Source organism: Nostoc sp. NMS9, from assembly GCF_017114995.1.
GTDB lineage: Bacteria > Cyanobacteriota > Cyanobacteriia > Cyanobacteriales > Nostocaceae > Nostoc.
Window position 1 is genome coordinate 1 of record NZ_JABXKL010000038.1, and the last position, 20895, is coordinate 20895.

Here is a 20895-nt window from a genome sequence, read left to right on the forward strand (position 1 = left end):
CATAGGTAATCTTGCCACCATTAAAATATTTGTCTTCCAGGGCTTTAATATTCTGGGCCATTCCTTTTGATTTGCGTTCTCTCATATCGCTTTTAGTCTAAACTCCAGTGATAAAGAAGAAGCTAGTATTTTCCCCAAGAAGATAATTTAAGCAGTTAAAAGTTAGTGATAGTTTTTGGACAAAGCCACAGCATTACTTTAATTTTTGATTTGACGTTTGCGAGTAAATCCAAATAGCAAGGTAATAAAATTAGCAATAATAGTACTAGGTTCAGGAACTGAAGTTACTGTCTTAGTCAGTTGGATATTATCTACTAATAAAGCGGAATTAACTGTGTCATCGCCAACATCAACTACCCCGAATCCCAAAGTGTATGTTCCTGCTATCTGGAATTTGTAAGAATAAGGTTGATATCCAGTTTCTTTGCTCAAATGTGAAAAAGAGGGAAATATGGTAAAAACAGAATTAGTATCTGCTAGCTGATTTGTAGTATTACTAAGAGTAAAAAAAGCAAAATCATTATAATCGGGGTCTGGCTCTTGATCGGTGAGAAAATTCCAGTCAAAGGTCAAAATATCCTCATAATTAATGTTAATAGTCTGCTTGATAGCAGTTCCTTCTACTGCCCCTAAGCTTCCTGGTGATAATCCTAAGAAAGTTTCTAACTCAGAACCGCTAACACCCTTGCTAGCGTTAACTGTTTCTAAAATAGATTGGTAATTTCCGTCAGTGGGAGTTACGCCAAAAGATGAATCTTCAACGGTTGCTTGACCTGTCGTTATCCAGTCACTGAAGCTGCCTGTTTCAAAGCCACCGTTTAATACTGTGGCACGAACTGTTTCAGTGTTAGCCATGATTAAACTGGCAGCAAAGGCGAGAGTAAAGCTTGACAACTTCAACATAAATTTTTCTTTTTATTGAGAGTAAATAATTTTGATCAAATAACTGATTGATTAAACTGGTAGTACCATTTTGAAAAAATCAATTACGAATAAAATATTTATACAGACGTGAGTGAAACTTTCTAATATAATGTAACAATTCGCCCTTATTACATTTATAATCTAATAAGGGCGAAACAGTATAAATTTATGCTCAAGATTGGACTAAGAAATCATTAGCTTCTAGGGAAGACAACGATGTGACTGCGACGTTAGCAAAAACTCCGCCAGTACCTAAACCAGCAGATAAGCTGTTTTGGTTGTACAACAGGTTTCCTGTTAAGGAGTTGTAAATGATCTTGGCGCTGCTAGCTCCAGCAATAGATGCTTCATTAACAGCAGCCGTGTTGATAGTTGTGAATTCACTAGCAAACAAGTTGCTATTAATCGCACTGTTTAAAACCGTGAAGGAAGCTTTACTGAGGGCGATTTTATCCGTCCCTTTACTGAAGTCGGTGATCGTATCGACGCCAAAAGCACTCTCAGTAAAAGCAGCACCACTACCAAATAGGAAGCTATCTGCTCCTTGACCTCCAGTTAATAGATCATTGCCTGCACCGCCAACGAGGATATCATCTCCGGCATTACCTACAAGGGTATCTTTACCTCCTAATCCTTTGAGTAGATTGTTGCCACTGTTACCAGTGATGACATTATCTAATTCGTTGCCCGTACCGCTAATACTGCCAGTGCTAATCAAGATTAAGTCTTCGATATTTGCTGTGAGGGTATAATTTACAGAGGACTTAACGGTATCTGTGCCTTGTCCAGACGCTTCTACAACCACGTCTCGAATGCTATCGACAATGTAGATATCATCTCCAGCACCACCACTTAGGCGATCGCTACCTGCACCACCATCAAGAATATCGTTGCCATTAGTGCCATTAATGGTGTCGTTGCCAATACCACCGATAGTATTGATACTGTTACTGGTATCATTGTCAACAATGCTAATGACTGCGGTGCTTTGAGCGCCGATGCTGGCATTACCTGTGGGGTTAGTTAAAGTGAGGCTGAGGGTTTCATTTCCTTCAATTAAACTGTCGTTGACAATGGGAATATTAAATGTCTGGCTAGTTTGTCCGGCAGCAAAGGCGATGGTTAGAGGATTATTGCTGTAGTCAGTAGGGGCTATAGCTGTACCATTGTTCAGGGTGATGGTAGCACTGATAGAGCCATCACTACCATCTGTGCGGGTAACTGTGATGATGGCGGTTTCGTCTTCGTGAACGCTGTAGGTGGCGTTGCTAAAGGAGAGGACACCAGGATCTGGAGTGTCAATAATGGTGAGAATAAAGGTATCGCTTGCAGTTACGCCTGATTGATCGGTAGCACTAACTTTGATGATCAGATTACCAACTTCGCTGTTAGTTGGTGTACCGATAAAGGTACGAGTTGTGGCATTGAATGTCAGCCAAGTTGGCAAAGCCGCACCGTTTTCTAAAGTTGCGGTGTAAGTTAGAATGTCGCCTGCATCTACATCACCGAAGGTAGAAGCGGGAATTGTGAAGCTGAAGGCAGTGTCTTCTGTGGCGTTTTGGTCAGCGATCGCCTGACTCAATATCGGTGCATCATTAGTATTGGCTATTGTAATAGCGAAGATATCAGTTGCAGTTGCTCCAGATTTATCAGTGGCTGTCACTTTAATGTTAAGTGCGCCTACCTCGGCGTTAGTGGGACTGCCGCTGAATGTGCGGGTTGTCGCATTAAAGTTGAGCCAATTGGGTAAAGCCGCACCGTTATCTAAAGTGGTGGAGTAAGTGAGGATCTCGTCTGTATCAACATCACTAAAGGTATTTGGGGGGATTGTGAAGCTAAAGGCTGTATCTTCAGTAGCGGTTTGGTCAACAACTGGGTTAGCAACTACTGGTGCTTGATTGAGTTTTTGATTCCCAAAGTCAATGTCTGTGGCAACTTGTCCAGCAGTGATAGTAACGGTATGGGTGAAGACTTGGGTGTTAGTAGTAGGAGTAGAGGGGTTATTACTATTGTTGTCTCTAGGGATAGAAGAGTTGTTACCAGTTGGTGTCTCGGTTAAATTCAAGATTCCTTCTGCTAATGCCAACAGGTTAACGCGGGGATAATTTAAGCCAGTGTTGGTAACATTATCGTTCTCGTCATCGCCGTCATTGATGAGGTCGCTGGTATTGTCTAAGAGAGTGCGGAATTCGCCTAGAGTTAGTTCTCGTCCGAGTTTTTCTTGGGCAATTTGTTGTGCTAGTACTGCAATCCCGGAGATAAAGGGAGCTGCTTGGCTAGTACCGCCCATTGACTGTGTACCACCTGTAGCATTAGCACCTGTAATTAAGATACCAGGAGCAAAAACATCGAGGAGTGAAGGGTGACGTTGGGAGAAACTGGCGATGCGATCGCTATCAGTTGTATAGTCAATTGCCCCACTACTAAAGGTTTTGTTGCCACCGAAGCTATCTGCCCAAACTGCACCCACAGAGATGGTATTGGGGTCGGCGGCAGGATAGGCTAGTCCAGGGTTGCTGTTGAATTGGTAGAAGTTGTTACCTGCGGCGGCGGCAATGATGATATTTTGGGAAGCGATCGCTGCTAATTCATCGCCAATGCCATAGTGTGGGTTGGCTGTACTCCAGTTTTGGCTATCTCCAACAGAAAGGTTGACAGATGCAATATTATATGTGTTTGCGTTTTGATTCACCCATTGCAGGGCGGCTTCTAAATCGGAGAAGTAACCTGAACCGTTGTCTTTGAAAACTTTTAGGGCGATGATGTTGGCGTTGGGGGCGATGCTGGCGGCGATACTTGCAATGTGAGAACCGTGTCCGTTTTTGTCGCTTGCGTCGTTGTCGTTGTCGGCGAAGTCGTGTTGGTAGATGATGCGATCGCTTATGCCATCATGATTGTTATCTGCACCGAAGAAGGAATGATCTAAGTCGATGCCGGTGTCGATGATGACGGTGGTGTAACCTTGACCTTTGATGTTGGCAAAGCGGGTATCTGCTTGGAAGTCATCCAGGTTAATTAAGTTAGTTGCAGCAGTGGCTTGGATGTTGCTGGTGATGCTGAGGGGGTCGCTGGGAGTAAAGATTTCCGCAGTGGATGCGGCGGTTGTAATGTTTATAACGGGGTAGGTTTGTTTCCAGCCGTCTTGGACGACTTGGGCGACTGTGTAAGTACTGGGGCGGAGATCATTAAAGGTGTAATTACCTTGAGAGTCGCTGAGGGTTGAGGTTTCACCTGCATCTAGGAGGTTGTTATTGTTGGTGTCTAGGTAAACTGTCCAACCTGGGAGGGTAGGTTCGCCATTTCCTTTGATACCATCACCATTGACATCATTCCAGACTGTACCCTTGATACTTCCAAAGGGTTGAATTGCAGAAATAACCCAACTGTCAGATTGTGTTCCGACTCCCACATTTCCTGCCAAATCTTCAATTCCATTGGCACTAACGGTAAGTTCATAGTTGCCATTGGTGGCGGTTAAATCTGTTAAACCGCTGATGCGATAGGTTGTATCGGATAGCTTTAAGATGTTAACAGCACTGGTAATTAGGTTAGTGCTGCCATCTCGGGTGAGGACGATATCTCGATAGTCGAAGGTGGAAGATTTAATTGGTTCAGAGAATACGACATCAACTGTAGAAACGGATGTTGTGCGAGGGTCAGGGGTGACATCAATGACATCTGAGACTTGCGGAGCGGTTGTGTCTACACTGCCGTAAAAGAGGGTGTAGGAACCTGTGCTGTTATAGTCCAGCAAATGCAGGACGTTTTCCAGGATTGGGCGACCTTTTTCGGGGAAGGTGCGATCGCTCTGCCAGACATTCTCTAAACTAATCTCTGTACCATCCGAGCGCAAAACTCGCTGGAGTTGGAATTGACCGTCTGCGGGATCGAAAATTCGCAGGTAGCCCCATCCATTGGGCATTGTGGTATTGAGTTCTACCTGAAGTCCGCCAGGAGTGGCTGTACCTGATACAGTGGCGTTGTTGATAGCAGAAACTGGGGCGATCGCACCATTACTGAGGTAAAGGGTATCAGGGAGGTTATTGGGATCGAAGACCTCGTTGACCAGAAAATCAGGGAGTTGATCGCGATCGTACTGTGACTCAACCTTGCGGATTAACTCGTGAATTTGAACACTTTTGACAAGCGAGAGTTCGGGAATGCCTAAATCATTGACGTGTTCAAAGGAGGCTTTGTACTCGACAAACTTTCCTTGAACATCGGATTTCAGTAACCAATCTGCAACTGCTGTTTCGCCTGCGCCAATATTGCCAAAGTTGACAGTCAGAGAGGGTGTAATAGATTCGCCACCAACTTGCGTTCCTATAATCTGGAAATTCACCAGCAAGCCCTTCTCGTTTTCGATGATCTTGGGTTGACTGGAGGTGATTTTCAGATTCTTTGCATCTCCTTTGCCTTCATTGCGAACAAGGACACCAAGAGAGAAGGGAACAGAAGTTTCCACCACATTATCAGTGAACGGATCATCTCCAATCACATCCCGTTGTTGGAAATAATCTAGGTGCAATTCGGCTTGTGGGTAGACGGTGACTGGAGTTGAGGTAAGGGGCAGGGTGACAAGTTTGCCACTTTCTGTGTAGCTGAATGTGCCCTTAATTGTGTAGACCGTTGGTTTGTCTGGAGCTGCGTTTGTGGTGGGAATGATTGTGAATTTTGCACTTCCAGATGCATCTGATCCTAAAATGCCTGTACCATCAATTGCATTTAATCCTGACAATTCTGGAGAACGAATTCCAAAGCGATCGGTGACATCATTTCCATTGCTATCAAAAACCTTCAGGTTAACGGAAATATTTTGTAAGTCAACATCATCATTGCCATTCTCGATTTCTAAAGTACCGAGGAAAGCAGAGCGAGTCATCACTGCATCTTGATTAATTTGAATACGAACTTTAGCACAGACACCATCATCATTGCCTTCTAAAGTTTGCTTGATGTCATCGGTTGCTTTCTTGATACCTTGACGAATATCGATATATCCTTCTGCCTCGCTACGAAGAATTGCTTCATTGGCAGCATTAAGTTTGTTTTGCCAGAGATCAAATGCAATGAAATCTGTACTTTGTCCAGACGGTACATCCGCCGTATTAAAGATTCCAGCATTCCAATAGTCTAAGCTACGGTTCCAGCGATCAATGAATTTATTAAAATCATCACCAGTTATATTAGCTGGCAGAGGAATACTAAGTAATTGTTCTCTTTCTAAAGCAGAAATTTTGCCATTCCCATCAGATCCTTCTTCGATTCTCGCAAGGAATTGATCTAACCAGTTATCTAAGGTTTGATCATCACTTCGGAGCCAAACGCTATCACCGAACAAAAATGCATAAGCATCAATGACCTGTTTCAAGCGATCTACTTGCGTTTGAAGTGGTTTCGGATCTAGCTGCCCTACAGCGCTTGATTGGCTGGCATTTTGACTGGTGAGGAGAACTTGCTCGACTGGGACATCTAAGATAGAGGCTAATTGAAGACTAGCAGTAGCGACAGGAGCAGGTCCACCGCCACCACCGCCACCGCCACCACCACCACCACCGCCACCACCATCCAAACAATCATTGATGGTTTTTACGATATTGTTTCCACAGTCTAGAGCGTCAGAGACGCTTGACAACAAGGAAAGTTGTTTGAATAAGGAGAGCGCATTCTTAGCATCTTGAGCAGCTACCTCTTTAAGGTTATTATTACTCTGATCCTGTTGATACGCATAGAATTTGGCGAGAACGCTGTTAATGTCCTTAATGTACTTATACACTTCTGAATAAGGTACAAGATCAAGCAAACACCCTGAAGCCGTTTGCAAGATTTTTTGTTCGCATGGATCACAATCTGTGGGAGATGCAATAGAGATACCCTCAAATATCTTTAGAAATCCTGGCTCTCTCCCAGTACCAAAATTGCCATCAAAACCCAGGTCTGGATAATAATAACCACCGCCACCGCCACCGCCACCACCGCCACCACTGCTACTAGTGCAGTTACCTTGAACATTAATTATTGGTAAAGGAACAGCTTTACTAATAGTCTGCCCACCACAATTGTAGTCATAGCTATAACCTGCACTAATACTACAGGGAACGGAGGGAGTAGTAGATACCGTTGTGAGAGACTGAGATGCAATAGTTTCACCTGCCAAAGTATCAAAATCAGCAATCCGAGTAATGCGTACAGGAATAGTCAATGAGCTTTTAGCAGGTAAAATGTCGATTTTGTCAACTAAAGGCTCAATTTTGTAGAAAGGATGGCTACCAAAGCTAAGATCAAAATCATTGGCGGCAATTAAACCGTGATTGGTGGCAGTCAGGTTAATCTGCATCACCTGACCCACTTGAGTTAAATCACCAAAATCAATTGACGGAGGATCGAGCGTGACTGTTGGGATAGGAACATTGGTTTCAAAGACACTTTCGATCGAAATTTTAACCCGATCCTCAAGTTCTACCTGCTCTACCTTCCAGGTATACTTAACCGTCTGCCGAGAGATAAATGATTCAACTTCATTCGTTTGTCCAGGCTGAATCTGAACCGTATTACGGTAAGTGCTGTGATCTTTGGCTTGAACCTCTAGAACATAGCTCCCCTCTGCAATATTTGGAAGTAGCACTGTTCCTGTCGCATCTGTTTTACCAGTAGCAATCTGTTCACCTGTAAAGGCATCAAGTACATTAACCGTTGCATTAGCCAGCTTGGGAGATCCGTCTGCAAAGAAGAATAGCTCATCTACTACATTGACCTTGAGTCCACCTATTGACTCAGAAACTGCCCGAAAACTGAAGGGAAGAGATAGATCGGCATCGTTTCCAGGTGCATCTAATACTAGGCTGCCGTTATACAAATTAAGTGGTAGTTGAGCATCGGGGGTAAGGAGAAGAGTGACAGTCGTAGATTCACCAGGTGCAAGAGAAGGAATGACAGGACGAGATGCTAACGATAACCAAGGGGCATCGGGAAGTAAAGCTTGAATATCACCACTAGCTGCACCTCCCTCATTCTTGACGGTAAATTCAACTGCCGTTTGTCCACCACGCAACATGCCACTACGAAGTTCTGTGACATTCGCAACTAGGCGTGGCACAATTCGTTCTATGTTGACATTTACAGGTAATGTAGTCGTGACTCCTTCTGCACTGGTGAGACGGATTTGGAAATTATCTTGTAGAACAGATTCGTCGGGAGCCGTAATCGTGTAGCTAAGGGGGACAGTGCCAGAACCTGTGAGGGTCTGAGCTACATTAACCTGAATATTCCAGTTGGTTGGCGCACCTTCAACGGTGGCTTTAAGACCTGTTAGGGGAATATTGGTCAGGTTTTTTAACTCAAGCTGATCGGTTACAGGTGAATTAACGAGTGTTTTGTAAGAAACCTGATTAGAATTCAGGCGCATTCCCAGCAGCGTAAACTGGTCTTCGGGTGCTGTATCTTCTCCAGGATTATTGGGGAAATAGGCATTGACCTGATACTGTCCGCCTTCACCCGGCAAAGGTTTAAAAGTAGTGATGAAATTACCATTACGATCGCTAAATGCATCCAGTTCTCGCAATGTGCCGTTAACCTGAACACCGACTTTCACAAATTCAAATGGCACAGGTGAGTTGTCTGTATTGCTGAGGGCTTGTCCCCTTAACACAACTGGACTTCCAGCAATACCAGTTTCAATATCCGCCGAAACGGTAGCACGATAAGCAGCAGCGATCTTGATGGGTGTAATCGTCGTGTTATTGCTTGCACCAATGCCTGTTCCCTCATTAATGGCGTTGGCGGCATCGGTGGTTGTAATCAGCCAGTAGTTTCCAGCAGTAGGCATGGTGAGCGGTACACTTCGCTCATAGAACAATCCCACTGGCAGCGTACCGTTGAATTGATACTCACCTAACTGAATATCATTACCAATTTGGTTGTCGGTGGAAAGATACACTCGATCAACCCAAGTTCCTGTTGCTGAAGCAATACCCTGATTTTCGACTCGATAGGTAAAGCTAATTTGCTGACCACTGAGAATAGTAGTAGGAGGAACAGTACGAGTCACAACCAGATCCGGGAGATCGCTACTGACTTGTTGATCGATCACCTCGATCGCACTGGAACCACTGGTAAAATTTGAAGCTGAAGCACTGATAGTAACTGTTTGATTACCATCGATAATGCCATCATCAACGGTATCAATTGCAAAGGTAGCTGATGCTTGATTCGCAGCTATAATTACTGTGGTGGGAACCCTTGCCTCACTAGGATCGCTGGATGATAGAGTTACAACTAAATCTTCTGTTGAGACAATATTACGAGTGATCGTGCCGATCGCAGCTCCTGTTCCTGCTGTTTCTGCGATCGCATTTTTGTTAATAGATACTGTGAGTGCAGCATTCAAATCATTATCGGCAATACTCAGAACAGCCGTATTCTGCGCTCCTAGCGTTGCTCCACCAGTAGGATTGCTCAGGGTGAGGTTGATTGTCTCATTTCCCTCAACCAGCGTGTCATTCACAATCGGAATTGTCACAACCTTGCTGGTTTCTCCGGCAGCGAAATCAACTGCGATCGCCGTATTATCATAGTCACCTGGAGCCGTTGCTGTGCCGTTACTCAGCGAAATTGTGGCACTGATAGCTCCATCTTTCCCGCCTGTGCGAATCACTCTGACAGCAGCGATCGGTGTACCATCTTCGTTAACGCTAAAATTGGCTGAACTGAAGGTTAGAACACCTGGTGTAGTGGCATCATCATCGAGAATGGTAAGAGTTGCGGTATTCCTTGCCCCAATTCTGGCTTCTCCAGTGGGATTACTTAGGGTGAGGTTGATCGTTTCATCCCCTTCAAAACTGGTATCGTTAACAATCGGAATTGCAACTGTCTTGCTGACTTCACCATCACCAAATGAAACGGTAATGGGAGCATTGCCATAATCAGCAGGTGCGGTTGCTGTACCATCGGCAAGATTGATTGTGGCACTTACAGTTCCAGTCGTACTGCCTACACGAGTGATAGTAACAGCAGCGATCGCAGTACCGTTTTCCTGCACTGTAAAATTAGGTGCACTAAAGGATAGTTCTACATCATCATCCAGAATGGTAACGATAGCACTACCTTGATTACCGACTGTCGCACCACCGCTAGGATTGTTTAGATTAATGGTAAAGGTTTCATTGCCTTCAATTTTGTTGTCATTGCGGATGCGAATCGCATTGCTGCCACCCAAGCTTGCCAGTTCAACTGGGATGATTTTGCTCATCTCGTTCTCACCTAAAGTGAACGAGATTGAACCATTGTAGAAGTCATTACTAGTCGAAGTTGGCCCGCATCCACATCCTGTTGCAGTACCATCAATAAAGGAGAGAGTAGCGCCAACCACTCCTGTTGCCCGTCCAGTACGAGTGACAATGATTTCTGTAACGGCAGTTCCGTCTTCTTTGACAGTATAGTTAGCAGTAGTGAAATTCAACTGAACATCGTCATCTAATATATTGACAATTGCAGTATTTTGTGAATTATCAATAATTGCCCCACCAGTGGCGTTAGTGAGAGTTAAATTAAGAGTCTCAGTTGGTTCGACTTGCAAATCATTAATGATGGGAATAGCGATACTTTTAGTGGTTTCTCCATTGGCAAAATTAACGGTAATAGATGTGGCAACATAATCACTTCCTGATGTGGCCGTACCATTGGTTAAGTTAATAACTGCGCTAACATTACCATCACTTCCTCCAGTACGAGTGATAGTAACAGCAGCAACAGGCGTTCCATCTTCATTAACTGTGTAATTAGCATTACTGAATGCTAAAGTTCCAGGTAAAGGATCGTTATCAATAATCGTTAAGATGGCGGTATTTTGTGCGCCAATGGTTGCGCCACCCATCACATTGGTGAGGATTAAATTAATCGTTTCATTGGGTTCATTAACGGTGTCGTTAATGACAGGAATTGCGACTGTTTTACTAGTTTCCCCGTTAGCAAAGTTAACGGTAATTGGGTTACTACTAAAGTCATCAGGTGCTGTTGCCGTGCCGTTGCTGGGAGTCAAAATAACACTGACTGCCCCATCACTACCTCCAGTACGGGTTAGGGTTACGGCTGTAACAAGTGTCCCATCTTCGTTAACACTATAGTTAGCTGCGCTAAAGGCGATCGCGCCGGGACGAGCATCGTTATCGATAATGGTTAAACTAGCTGTCTTCTGAGTTCCAAGGGCTGCGCCATTGGTGGGGTTAATCAGGATTAGATTGACAGTTTCATTGGATTCATAGGTGGTGTCGTTAACAATGGGGATAGTAATGGTTTTGCTAGTTTCGCCATCGGCAAAGTTAACGGTAATAGTACTGTTGTCATAATCACTGGGGGCTGCGGCTGTACCGTTAGTCAGAGCTAAAGTAACACTAACCGCACCAACAGTTCCCTGTTCACGGGTAATCGTAATACTGGCATTGCTACTTTCGGGAGTGCTAAAGGTAGTCTGACTGAAGGAAAGTAGTCCAGATTCGTTTTGCGCTTCGATGAAAACGTTGGAATTAAGGTTTAATCCTGTGACTCCTTCAATAATGGCGATCAATTCATCGGGTTCGCTAGCAGGTTTGTTAATGTAAATTGCCGTGCCCGTGATGCCACTGATTGGAGATGTGCCCAGGATGTAGTTACTTTTTGGGCCTGTTAGTTGGATGATATCTTCACTAGCGTTAAAGCCAACAATTCGGGCGTAATCTGTTGTACCTGCGGTAGTAATATTGCCATCATCATAGAAGGTAGTAGCTGCATTACCAATGATGTAAATGTCTCCACCTGCACCACCTTGGAGGGTGTCAATTTCTCCTAATCCGGGATTAACGGCGTTTTGAGCAACCCCGACCAGGCGATCATTCCCACCACCAGCATCAATGGTGTCATTACCGGCACCGCCAATAATCGTGTCATTGCCATCGCCTGTGCGAATCTGATCGTTAGCTGCTGTTCCGGTAATTTGAAACCGTTCAATGTTGGAGAATGAAACAGTGTCGTAACTAGAGCCATTGTCAGCTTGATAATAACCGTTGAATCCACCTGCACCATTGCTGGATACCGAACTACCAATGCCAGAATTTGAACCAGTGTAGGTGTTGCTGGAATAATTGACGATTAATAGGTCATTGCCTGCGCCGCCATTTACATTGTCGTTTCCTAACCCTGCATTAATTGTGTCATCGCCATCACCTGTATTAATTGTATTGTTGTTGCGTTGGGTGTAGTTGATGACATCATTACCACTGCCAGTAGTTAGGTTGGTAAACAGTTCAATGTTTGATACACTTGTGCCGTCTGAGAGGGTGATGATTTTGCCGATATTAGTGTCGTCAATGTTTAAGGCACTGGTTACAGAACTGAAGTTGCCATCAACCAGGGTATCGATTCCTTCTCCCCCATCAATCAGATTGATGCCTATCCCACCCGTGATGACATCATTACCAGCACCACCCGTAATGGTATCATTTCCACCACCAGCATCAATGGTGTCATTACCGGCACCGCCAATAATCGTGTCATTGCCATCGCCTGTGCGAATCTGATCGTTAGCTGCTGTTCCGGTAATTTGAAACCGTTCAATGTTGGAGAATGAAACAGTGTCGTAACTAGAGCCATTGTCAGCTTGATAATAACCGTTGAATCCACCTGCACCATTGCTGGATACCGAACTACCAATGCCAGAATTTGAACCAGTGTAGGTGTTGCTGGAGTAATCGACAATTAGCAGGTCATTGCCTGCGCCGCCATTTACGTTATCGTTTCCTAATCCTGCATTAATTGTGTCGTCGCCAGAGGTTCCTGTTATTGTGTTATTTCCATTATCACCAGTGAAATTCTGCTGTTCAACTGCGATCGCTTGCCCATCAATATTAATAACTGCTGAATCATCTTCCGTCTTTAACTGCACCAATACTTCATCAGAAAAACTTTTTCTCTGCACTAAAGCTGAGAAAATCGCCCCTTCATCCCCAGCACTATCACTATCATTCAAGATACTATCAACTTGATGTCCAATTTCCTCTAATAACAACCCAACAAAACTTTCTGTATTTGCCTGATTCGCCTGCAAGAACTCCCAAGACAGATAAATCCGGTTAGTATATGCCCCGTAAGCTCCATTCGCACCATTGATGTCTGCTGTATGGCGAATCTCTATCTTTGGGAAAATACTAAAATCCCCTGCCAACCACGCTATTTTTAAAGAGCCAGGATCAGATTCTTCCCCAAAAGCTAGCGCCATCTTTTGAGCAAAGTCTGGGTCATCAGCAAAAGCTTGCAATCTTTCTTGCACCAAAACCAGAGCTTGTTCTAAAGTCCCTAATATAATTGACTCAACGACTATAGGAGACTCTACAACTAAATTGTTAGGAAGCATATAAATATTATTCATGTAATATCGAAAGTATTTTTTTATATGTAGCTTTTAAGTTGAACAGGTGTACCTAATTAACTTGTTAACTGGTGTATTTACTTAAAGCAGTAATAGAGTTTTTGTATCTTTAATATAAAATCGCATTTGTTCCTCTAAATCACAAGAGGTCATAATTATCTTCACCGAAAAAATACTTTAAAATAAAGTTGCGTTGATTACGCCATTTACGCAAGTCTAGCCATCCCAAGTTATAATTATTGACTTTTGTTAGCTCTTAATGGGATTCAGACAAAAAATACCTAGAAAATAACCTCAAACCGATATATAGAAAAGACTTTGGCATATCTTTGCTTAGTATCTTGATATATCCCTCTCCTGTCACTTTCCAGAGTGAACAAGTAGTAAAACAGAGGCGGTAGAGATTGCCCGTAGTGAAGTAGCAGTGCGACACTATGTATATGCAGAAGATACTTTGGCTTGGGCAGCTGCGGCTAATGGGGAATGGCAAGAAGCGCAAAAGGCAGCACAACGGGCAACTAGCTTCGGAACAGAAGATGCTTTGCTGCAATTTCATGCTGGGATGATTGCGTTTCGCTTAGGTAAGCGTGAGGAAGCAATAAAGCGATTAACTCAAGCTGTTAGCCTCAACCCTCAATTTCATCACAAGTATGCTAATGAAGCTTGTCAAGTCGCTTGGCTCCTAATTCAAAATTCAAAATTCAAAATTCAAAATTAACAATACCCATAAAGAAATTTACTTGCTCTGTATCATGAGTCTTTTTCGATTAAGTCTTGGCAAACCTAATGCCCTGTGTCTCTCTCAAAATAACCTCTCCCACTCCTAACGCTATAGGGAGTTCTTTATGAAAAAGCTGCTACATTACTTGGCTTGGAATACTGCAATCATCGCAATATGTTTATTTTGGATGCCGGAGGCGGATGCCCATCCTTTAGGCAATTTTACCATCAATCACTACGCAGGAGTGCAGGTAGCGCCGGATGGTGTGGGGATTGATTATGTTCTAGACATGGGAGAGATTCCGGCTTTTCAGGAGATTAATCACTTAGATACTAATCGCGATCGCAAAGCTGAACCTGTAGAGACTTACTAGTTTGATTACCCAGGAAAATCATAATTTCCTGACTATCCTAAGAGCTGTAGCGATCGCCTTTTTATGGGGTGGTTTACACGCTCTGTATTTCTTTAATAACTGCTTTGTGCATAATAGGCTACTTTGAAATTAGCTTGTCACAGGCTGAAAAACTTTTTTGGCTGAATTTGAGTCTTTGAAATCATTTCGCACTCCGCACTCGTAATTTTCACTGATTAGCTAATTTCTATAAACACCATAGTGTCTTCCCCCAACTGTAAAATCAGTTTGAGAAAGTCGTATTAAGTCGAAGTAGTTCAACATTGCTGTCCAACTATCTGCTTGGGCACAAGGTAGAAAGGTATATGCTAACCCCGGTGTTTTCTGAAAATACTGCACAAAATTAATGAAAATTAGACTTTGGGTGGGGGAAACGGCTTGATAGGTGTCCCGCGCCATCCAAAAGCGGAAAATAGTTGCGCCTTCGCTCGGGCGTAATGGTGCATGGGTTTGCAGATATTGCCAAGATGCAAGAGCGTCCGGATCTGCACTCAAATCTTCAACAGTTGCTGTTCTGTATCGTAAAAAACAGGCGCTTCCCGACGCATTTTAGCCAGCCAGGGAAAAGGATTGAGCAGGAATTGTGAATCGGTCGGTAGGAATTGTAAATTGCTAGTCATCATAAATCTCCTTGTGTAAAAAATTGCAGGTTGAACTGAGTCGGATGCTGTTACCATCTGGCACATCATCGACTGTGAGAAATCTGTTGTGGAATTACGGAGTCAGGGGGAGAGCGATGTCTGCGACAAGACGAAGCGTCTACGCGCTGACTCCAGATGTAATCAACACAGCTATGACAAAAATCTCTAGACGCAAACACCAAATTAGAAAAGCGCCCTTCCTCAAGCTTTTTTAAGACTGTCTTAGATTACGAATTACTCTTGCGCCAGTTTTAGCAGAGTTTCAATGACCTGCTTTTGCAAAGACTCCTCCGGGACTCCTAAACCAAAGACGTGGGCGAAGACTAGACCATCAAGTGCTAGACGAATCACAGTTGCCATTGCTGGATCGAGTCCACTTGCTTCGATTTGCCGTTGCCAATCAGCAGAGTTTTCTTGAGCTGGCTTAAGTAATTGTGGATTTTCAGCGATCGCTGCTAGCAAACTGAATTGAATTGCACTAAAGTGAGGATCAAACTTTCCATGTGACCGGATATAGGCTCTGAGCCAATGTCCTGGTGTATTCGGTGCATCATCTTGCTCCAATTCATGCGAGAGTAATACTGCCTTTTCATCAATTAGCTGTTGCAACATCCCAGCAATCAAGGCTTCTTTGTTGGGAAAGTGGTAAAGTAATCCACCTTTACTGACACCTGCTTCGCGGGCAACTGCCTCCAAAGTCAATGCCTTTGAACCATGTGCTACCATCACTCGCCCCGCTGCTTCTAGCAATGCATTACGGGTGACAGACGTAGATTTTGTTTTTTTGGTAGCAGTCATAGAGCTTGAGTGATGGAACTAGATAAATTGTCCGGTGAACACAGTTTATCTGACAACGAGATTGTCAATATCTTGTCTCATTGCTTCATCTGTGGGGCAGCAATGCCAGGACTAGATTTATTGGGTTCTCGCATACTTGCTCTGAAAACAAAATCGTGGGATGCAATCATACAGTATAAAGTTTCATCCAGCAAATCCGAAGCACGTCGAACCTGCGGATTTTGAGACAGCAGCGTGCTAAGGTAAGCGATCGCAGTTTGATTAGGAAAGGGATTTACAATTGTGAACATAACATTACATTCTCAATCCAAGATTGATAGAGATTGGATTCAAGTCTCTACTACTTAGTAAACCGTCTAGACGGTTTACTAAGTTTATAGTACCGTCCAGATGGTACATTGTCAACTAGGTAGTTCGAGATTTGGGATAATTGATTCCTTGGAAGTCCCTTATCAGACCTGAGTTGGATGTAAGAAAAAGTCGGGAAACTATACAGGTTGAGCTTATAGCAACACACGTCCATTTAATTAAATGTCAATAAGCCTCAATAAATGAGAATAAATGTATGTATTGATGCATATTTAGGCACTCAAAGTGGGAAAATAAATTTGTATTGAGTGTAAAATTGCAAGCAAGCGCAAAAATTTGAGTCAGGGGGGTAGGGCGAATTCTAGAGGCAATGGAAGAGTATGTCGTTGTCCGGCACGACGACGGGGGTCTTGTAGACCTGTAAAAGCTTTTACAGCGCTTCCTGCTGTTATGAAGTACAGTTTCTCGCCTTCCCGCTATCTCTTGTACCCTTTCAGGACTGAGAACGTACCTCACAATAGCGGGAACTGCTGTATTGTGTGAAAACAATTAAGTTCGAGTTGTTGTTGGAAGCGCTGCATATCACCCATGAAGGTCAGTCGTGGATTGATCCAGCGATCGCTCGTATTGTTCTCAAGCATACTCGTCAAGGAGCGGCTGCTGCGGTAAAACCGAATGCTACTCAGACGGTGACGATCTCTGCAATTGACCCAGAGCAAGCAAGCATTCTGGAAGCAGATCCACTGACAAATCGGGAAATGCAAGTCTTGGAGTTAATTGTCCAAGGCTATAGCAATAACGACATTGCCCAGAAACTCTATCTCAGCTTGGGAAGTGTAAAAGTATATGTGCGTGGGGTTTTGAACAAGCTTTGTGCAAGCGATCGCACCCAAGCAGTGACAACAATTAGGGTATTGTAAGTGGGGACAATCCATTTAGGTTGGAAAGGTTGAGCGATCGCTGTAACTTTCATCTTCCAAGTCAGGGAATAGCGCAGCGCCAGCGTTTTGGCTTTGTTGAGTCCAATTTCTGCATCACAGAAGCACTGGCGTTAAAGGTAGAAACTTTAAAGAATTATCTAAGAGGGGAAGAGATATAGAGCCATCGGCAGGAATTATCGACTCACAAACAGTTAAAACTACTGAGAAAGGAGAGGTGAAGGGCTATGATGCCGGAAAAAAGATACCCTCTTAGAGATGAGCGATTATAAGAGGTTGTAGCCTGTGTTACTGTCCCTCGTCAGCAATGTAAGGTTGGGCGAGGTGCAGTAATAGAAAGTTGCAGTAACGCTGTTTGTGGATCGAGAACTTCTCCATTTTTCGCTTTTGTGAGAAGCTGCACCCACTTGCGCCAACGTTGCTCAGAAATCGGCAAGCAAGTGCTTTCAGCAGCAGTTTACTACCTTTACGCAACTTTCTTTAGCAGGCTCCGGAGATAATCGATAACTTGCTGAGAAGACAAATGGCTCATACAGGGGTGATCTGGCACGAGACAGGACTTATTGCTAAAACCATGCTCCTGACACAAGGTACATTTGAAGGTTGAAAGCGCTAAATGTACGTGAGGTTGTCTTGGTTTCCACAAGTGCATTGGACTGGCTCCATCGCCGTCAACATCATTACCAAACAGAGCAATTGTATGGCATCCCACCGCAGCTGCAATATGCAATGGCCCTGCATCCACTGAGATGAAAGCTTTTGTTTGAAGAAATGCGCCTGCCAATTCTAACAGAGATGTCTGACCTCTGAGATCAATCAAAGCAGTAGTTTGTAACAACTCGTCTTCTATAGAACCTGCATTGTAGAGCGTTTTCTGTATCTTCGGCGCACTGCCCACTAAACCGACACTCAGTCCTTGTGCCGCACACCACTGGATAACTTGCTGCCAAGCGTGAATCGCCCAGAGTTTAGCAGGTCGGGTGGCTGTCACATGAATTAGCACATCAGGTACAGGAAAATTAGGTTGTTGACTGGGCAGTTCTAGCTTGAAAAAGTCGGTTTCAACATAGGCTAAACGACAGAAGATTTCCCCAATATTGATGCCCGTTCAATTTTTCTTGATCAAGATTCCATTATTGCTACCAGCGTTTCTGGACAAGGAGGTAACATCAACCTCAAGGTAGCTAATAACTTACTTTTACGAAATAACAGTCAAATTTCCACTCGTGCAGGAACCGAAAACAGTGGCAGTGGTAATGGTGGCAATATGGATATTAACAGTGGATTTATTGTTGCTGTCCCCCAAGAAAACAGCGATATTACCGCCAATGCTTTTGCTGGAAATGGCGGTAATATCAACATTACTAGCCAAGGTATTTTTGGCTTACTCTTTAGTGACGAACTCACCCCAAATAGTGACATCACTGCTAGTTCTCAATTAGGCATCAACGGCACGATTAATATCAACACTCCAGATGTTGACCCCTCTAGAGGATTAACTCAATTGCCTTCTGTGCCTACCGATCCTGCAAATCAAATTGTGGCTGGTTGTCCTAGCAATGAGGAGGCGAATTTTGTGATTAGCGGACGGGGAGGTTTACCAGAAGACCCCCGCCAAATGTTGCGTGGTCAGATAGTTTTGCAGGATATGCGAGTTGTTGCAGATTTCCCAAATAAATTTTCAGGGCAAATCAGTAATAGAAAAGTACCAGATATAAAAGCGCAACCACCACTACTAGAAGCTACTGGATGGATGATTAATCAACAAGGACAAGTTGAATTGGTAGTTAATACTAACCCAGTCAAAGTTAGTTATGGGAGAAATAAAGGTGATTGTGGGAATTTATCTGATTACTAAAAAAACATTGTTTGACTAATAGTTTTAAATTAATTAGTCAATTGCGATACTTATCTAATTAGTAGGGGGAGAATTATCTGTAGTCAAGATTTAGAGAGGTGGTATAACGTAGATTGGTTGAAAGTAGAAACCAACAAAGCTTAGATTTAATGTTGGGTTATCCTTTGCCCCAGCCAATTTACTTAACTACAATTCATTCAAGATATTCATGCAATACTCAGAGAATGTTTGAAAAGTCCGAGAAGGTTTAATCAGTAAACCAAAAAGTTTTTCTCCAAAAAGCGATCGCTAAAATACTTGTATTTTTTGATACTTTTTGATATACAATTCTCTAACCAGCAGACACAGCATAGATTATGATTGCTTATGATTAGTTGGTCGAGAAATTGTCAGTACTAACCTGTTGGAATATAAATGCTTTCAACTACTTGATATTTGCGCTGTAGGGCTTGAGATAAAAAGGCTAACATTGAAAAATTCTCGCAACTGCAAATACCCTAATGCTTACTTGGCTTAGGGTATTTGCAGTTAGGTACAAGGTAGATTTCGCCTATTACACGTATTAGCCCAAACGTGTAACTTGATACGGTCGGTGTACAACGGAATTGTTGGGTTGCTCAATTGCATCAGAGACTTTTGGTATCGGGGGTAAATGAGCAATCGTACAGATAGTTACGCCCTTGACTGAAAGGCTTACTCAATAAGCATTCTGTTCATCAATATTTTTGGCAATTCTCAAAGTACCAAATAACCTATAGGCTATTTGATGCAGCAATATAATACGGCATAACAAGGCTTTGAAGCTTCTAAATTTCAAACACTTCAATTGGTACAGTTTTATTCCTAGTGATGCCTACGGCGGCAAGCTACGCAGTATTGAAAGTAGCTCATCAAGTCCAAGCGCGTAACTTTCGGAATCACTGCTCATTTCGCCCCACAATCAATTGTATCGCCCATCACCGAAGTGCGACTTCACCTCCGTCAGCTTGAATTGCAGCAAGAAGGGCGGGCTTTCCAGCACCCGCGAGCCACTCGTCCATCGTGAGCAGCCCAGGGAATTCTTCTCGAAGCGATGCGATGTCTGCATTGCCGGCTAGTCGCCCCTGATCGATAAGCCTAGCTAGACCGCCGAGGAAAGCATCCTGTTCAAGCAGGCTGTCCGGAAAGCGATGATAGGTGATGGGACGCTCTGCTGTTCGGCTGAATTTTTCAGCCAGTTCAGCCCCCGTCACCGTATCGCCAGCAATCTCGATGCTCTGTGATCCGAACTTCGCAGGAACGGCGAAAATTCCGGCGACTATCTTTCCAATGTCCTCAACTGCAATGAATTGCATCGGTTGATCGGGTCTCATAAAGAACGTGAACGCGCCTTTATCGAGACCCATGCCAGGTAGCGTCAAGATTTCCATGAACGCGCTCGGTCGGATGACGGTGCTTAAGATATCCAGACCACGAATATACTCCTCGATCTCAATCTTTGTATCAAAATGCCCCATTCCAGTTAGGGTTGGCCCTGCGGCGTTTACGGAACTATAAACGAGATGATGAACGCCGTTCGCTACTGCTATGTCTGCTACCGCCTTCCCGTATCGGATCTCATCTTCATCGGTCACATTATAGGCTGCCCCTTGTCCAGAGCTTGGTTGAACGCTGAAAACGCCGTAGGCATCTGCCATTGCAGTCTGGAGAGACTGCCTGTCTGCTAGTTCGCCGCGAACTAGCTCAATCCCTTGGGCTACAAGCGCCTCGGTCTTGGGGGTATTTGTATCACGAACCAGCGCCTTGACCCGCCAACCATTTGATCGCAAGGCATCTGCCACGGAGCCGCCCTGCTGTCCTGTCGCACCGAAAACGAGGACGGTTCTGTCTTGGGACATCACATAAGTCTCCATCAGTA

At 43.9% G+C, this 20895-nt stretch carries 12 protein-coding genes and 1 pseudogene; 5 read left to right on the forward strand and 8 right to left on the reverse strand.

Features of this window, described 5'->3' with window-relative positions; translation table 11 throughout:
• Window positions 1-198: 198 nt before the first annotated feature.
• A complete protein-coding gene (locus HWQ40_RS12510; protein ID WP_292778158.1) occupies window positions 199-903 on the reverse strand; it encodes a PEP-CTERM sorting domain-containing protein in 705 nt (234 codons plus the stop codon).
• A 193-nt stretch (window positions 904-1096) separates the two neighbouring features.
• Entirely contained in the window at window positions 1097-13306 is a 12210-nt protein-coding gene (locus HWQ40_RS12515; protein ID WP_292778160.1) for a Calx-beta domain-containing protein, read from the reverse strand.
• Between the two features lie 439 nt (window positions 13307-13745).
• Between HWQ40_RS12515 and HWQ40_RS12520 the strand changes: the two genes are divergently transcribed.
• The gene (locus HWQ40_RS12520; protein ID WP_292778162.1) at window positions 13746-14039 is read left to right on the forward strand and encodes a tetratricopeptide repeat protein; all 294 of its coding nucleotides are present in this window, start codon (window positions 13746-13748) and stop codon (window positions 14037-14039) included.
• Between the two features lie 127 nt (window positions 14040-14166).
• Window positions 14167-14415 carry a hypothetical protein gene (locus HWQ40_RS12525; RefSeq protein WP_292778164.1) on the forward strand — a complete coding sequence of 83 codons (249 nt, stop codon included), beginning with the start codon at window positions 14167-14169 and terminating at the stop codon, window positions 14413-14415.
• 219 nt (window positions 14416-14634) lie between these two features.
• On the opposite strand, the gene HWQ40_RS12530 is transcribed toward HWQ40_RS12525, so the two are convergent.
• From HWQ40_RS12530 to HWQ40_RS12545, 4 genes are all read right to left on the reverse strand, one after another.
• Complete coding sequence (locus tag HWQ40_RS12530; RefSeq protein ID WP_292778166.1) at window positions 14635-14949, reverse strand: hypothetical protein; 315 nt, start codon at window positions 14947-14949, stop codon at window positions 14635-14637.
• The gene (locus HWQ40_RS12535; protein ID WP_292778168.1) at window positions 14946-15077 is read right to left on the reverse strand and encodes a hypothetical protein; all 132 of its coding nucleotides are present in this window, start codon (window positions 15075-15077) and stop codon (window positions 14946-14948) included. Before HWQ40_RS12535 ends, HWQ40_RS12530 begins: the two co-directional genes overlap by 4 nt.
• Before the next feature lie 252 nt (window positions 15078-15329).
• Window positions 15330-15893 (reverse strand): TetR family transcriptional regulator, encoded by a 564-nt coding sequence (locus tag HWQ40_RS12540; protein WP_292778170.1) that lies wholly within the window; start codon window positions 15891-15893, stop codon window positions 15330-15332.
• A gap of 77 nt (window positions 15894-15970) precedes the next feature.
• On the reverse strand, window positions 15971-16183 hold the full coding sequence (locus HWQ40_RS12545) for a hypothetical protein (protein ID WP_292778172.1): 213 nt from the start codon (window positions 16181-16183) through the stop codon (window positions 15971-15973).
• A 558-nt stretch (window positions 16184-16741) separates the two neighbouring features.
• Here HWQ40_RS12545 and HWQ40_RS12550 point away from each other — a divergent pair.
• Window positions 16742-17122: a response regulator transcription factor gene (locus HWQ40_RS12550; RefSeq protein WP_292778174.1), complete on the forward strand. Its 381-nt coding sequence runs from the start codon at window positions 16742-16744 to the stop codon at window positions 17120-17122.
• A 181-nt stretch (window positions 17123-17303) separates the two neighbouring features.
• Window positions 17304-17387: pseudogene (locus tag HWQ40_RS12555) on the forward strand (IS5/IS1182 family transposase); the annotation flags it as partial.
• 219 nt (window positions 17388-17606) lie between these two features.
• Here HWQ40_RS12555 and HWQ40_RS12560 read toward each other — a convergent pair.
• Window positions 17607-18242 carry a glycosyltransferase family 9 protein gene (locus HWQ40_RS12560; RefSeq protein WP_366933977.1) on the reverse strand — a complete coding sequence of 212 codons (636 nt, stop codon included), beginning with the start codon at window positions 18240-18242 and terminating at the stop codon, window positions 17607-17609.
• Window positions 18243-18407: 165 nt separating this feature from the next.
• Here HWQ40_RS12560 and HWQ40_RS12565 point away from each other — a divergent pair, with 165 nt between their 5' ends.
• Window positions 18408-18998: an S-layer family protein gene (locus HWQ40_RS12565; RefSeq protein ID WP_292778176.1), complete on the forward strand. Its 591-nt coding sequence runs from the start codon at window positions 18408-18410 to the stop codon at window positions 18996-18998.
• Between the two features lie 956 nt (window positions 18999-19954).
• Here HWQ40_RS12565 and HWQ40_RS12570 read toward each other — a convergent pair.
• Window positions 19955-20875, reverse strand: a complete 921-nt coding sequence (locus tag HWQ40_RS12570) for an NmrA/HSCARG family protein (protein WP_292778178.1) — start codon at window positions 20873-20875, stop codon at window positions 19955-19957.
• Window positions 20876-20895 lie beyond the last annotated feature (20 nt).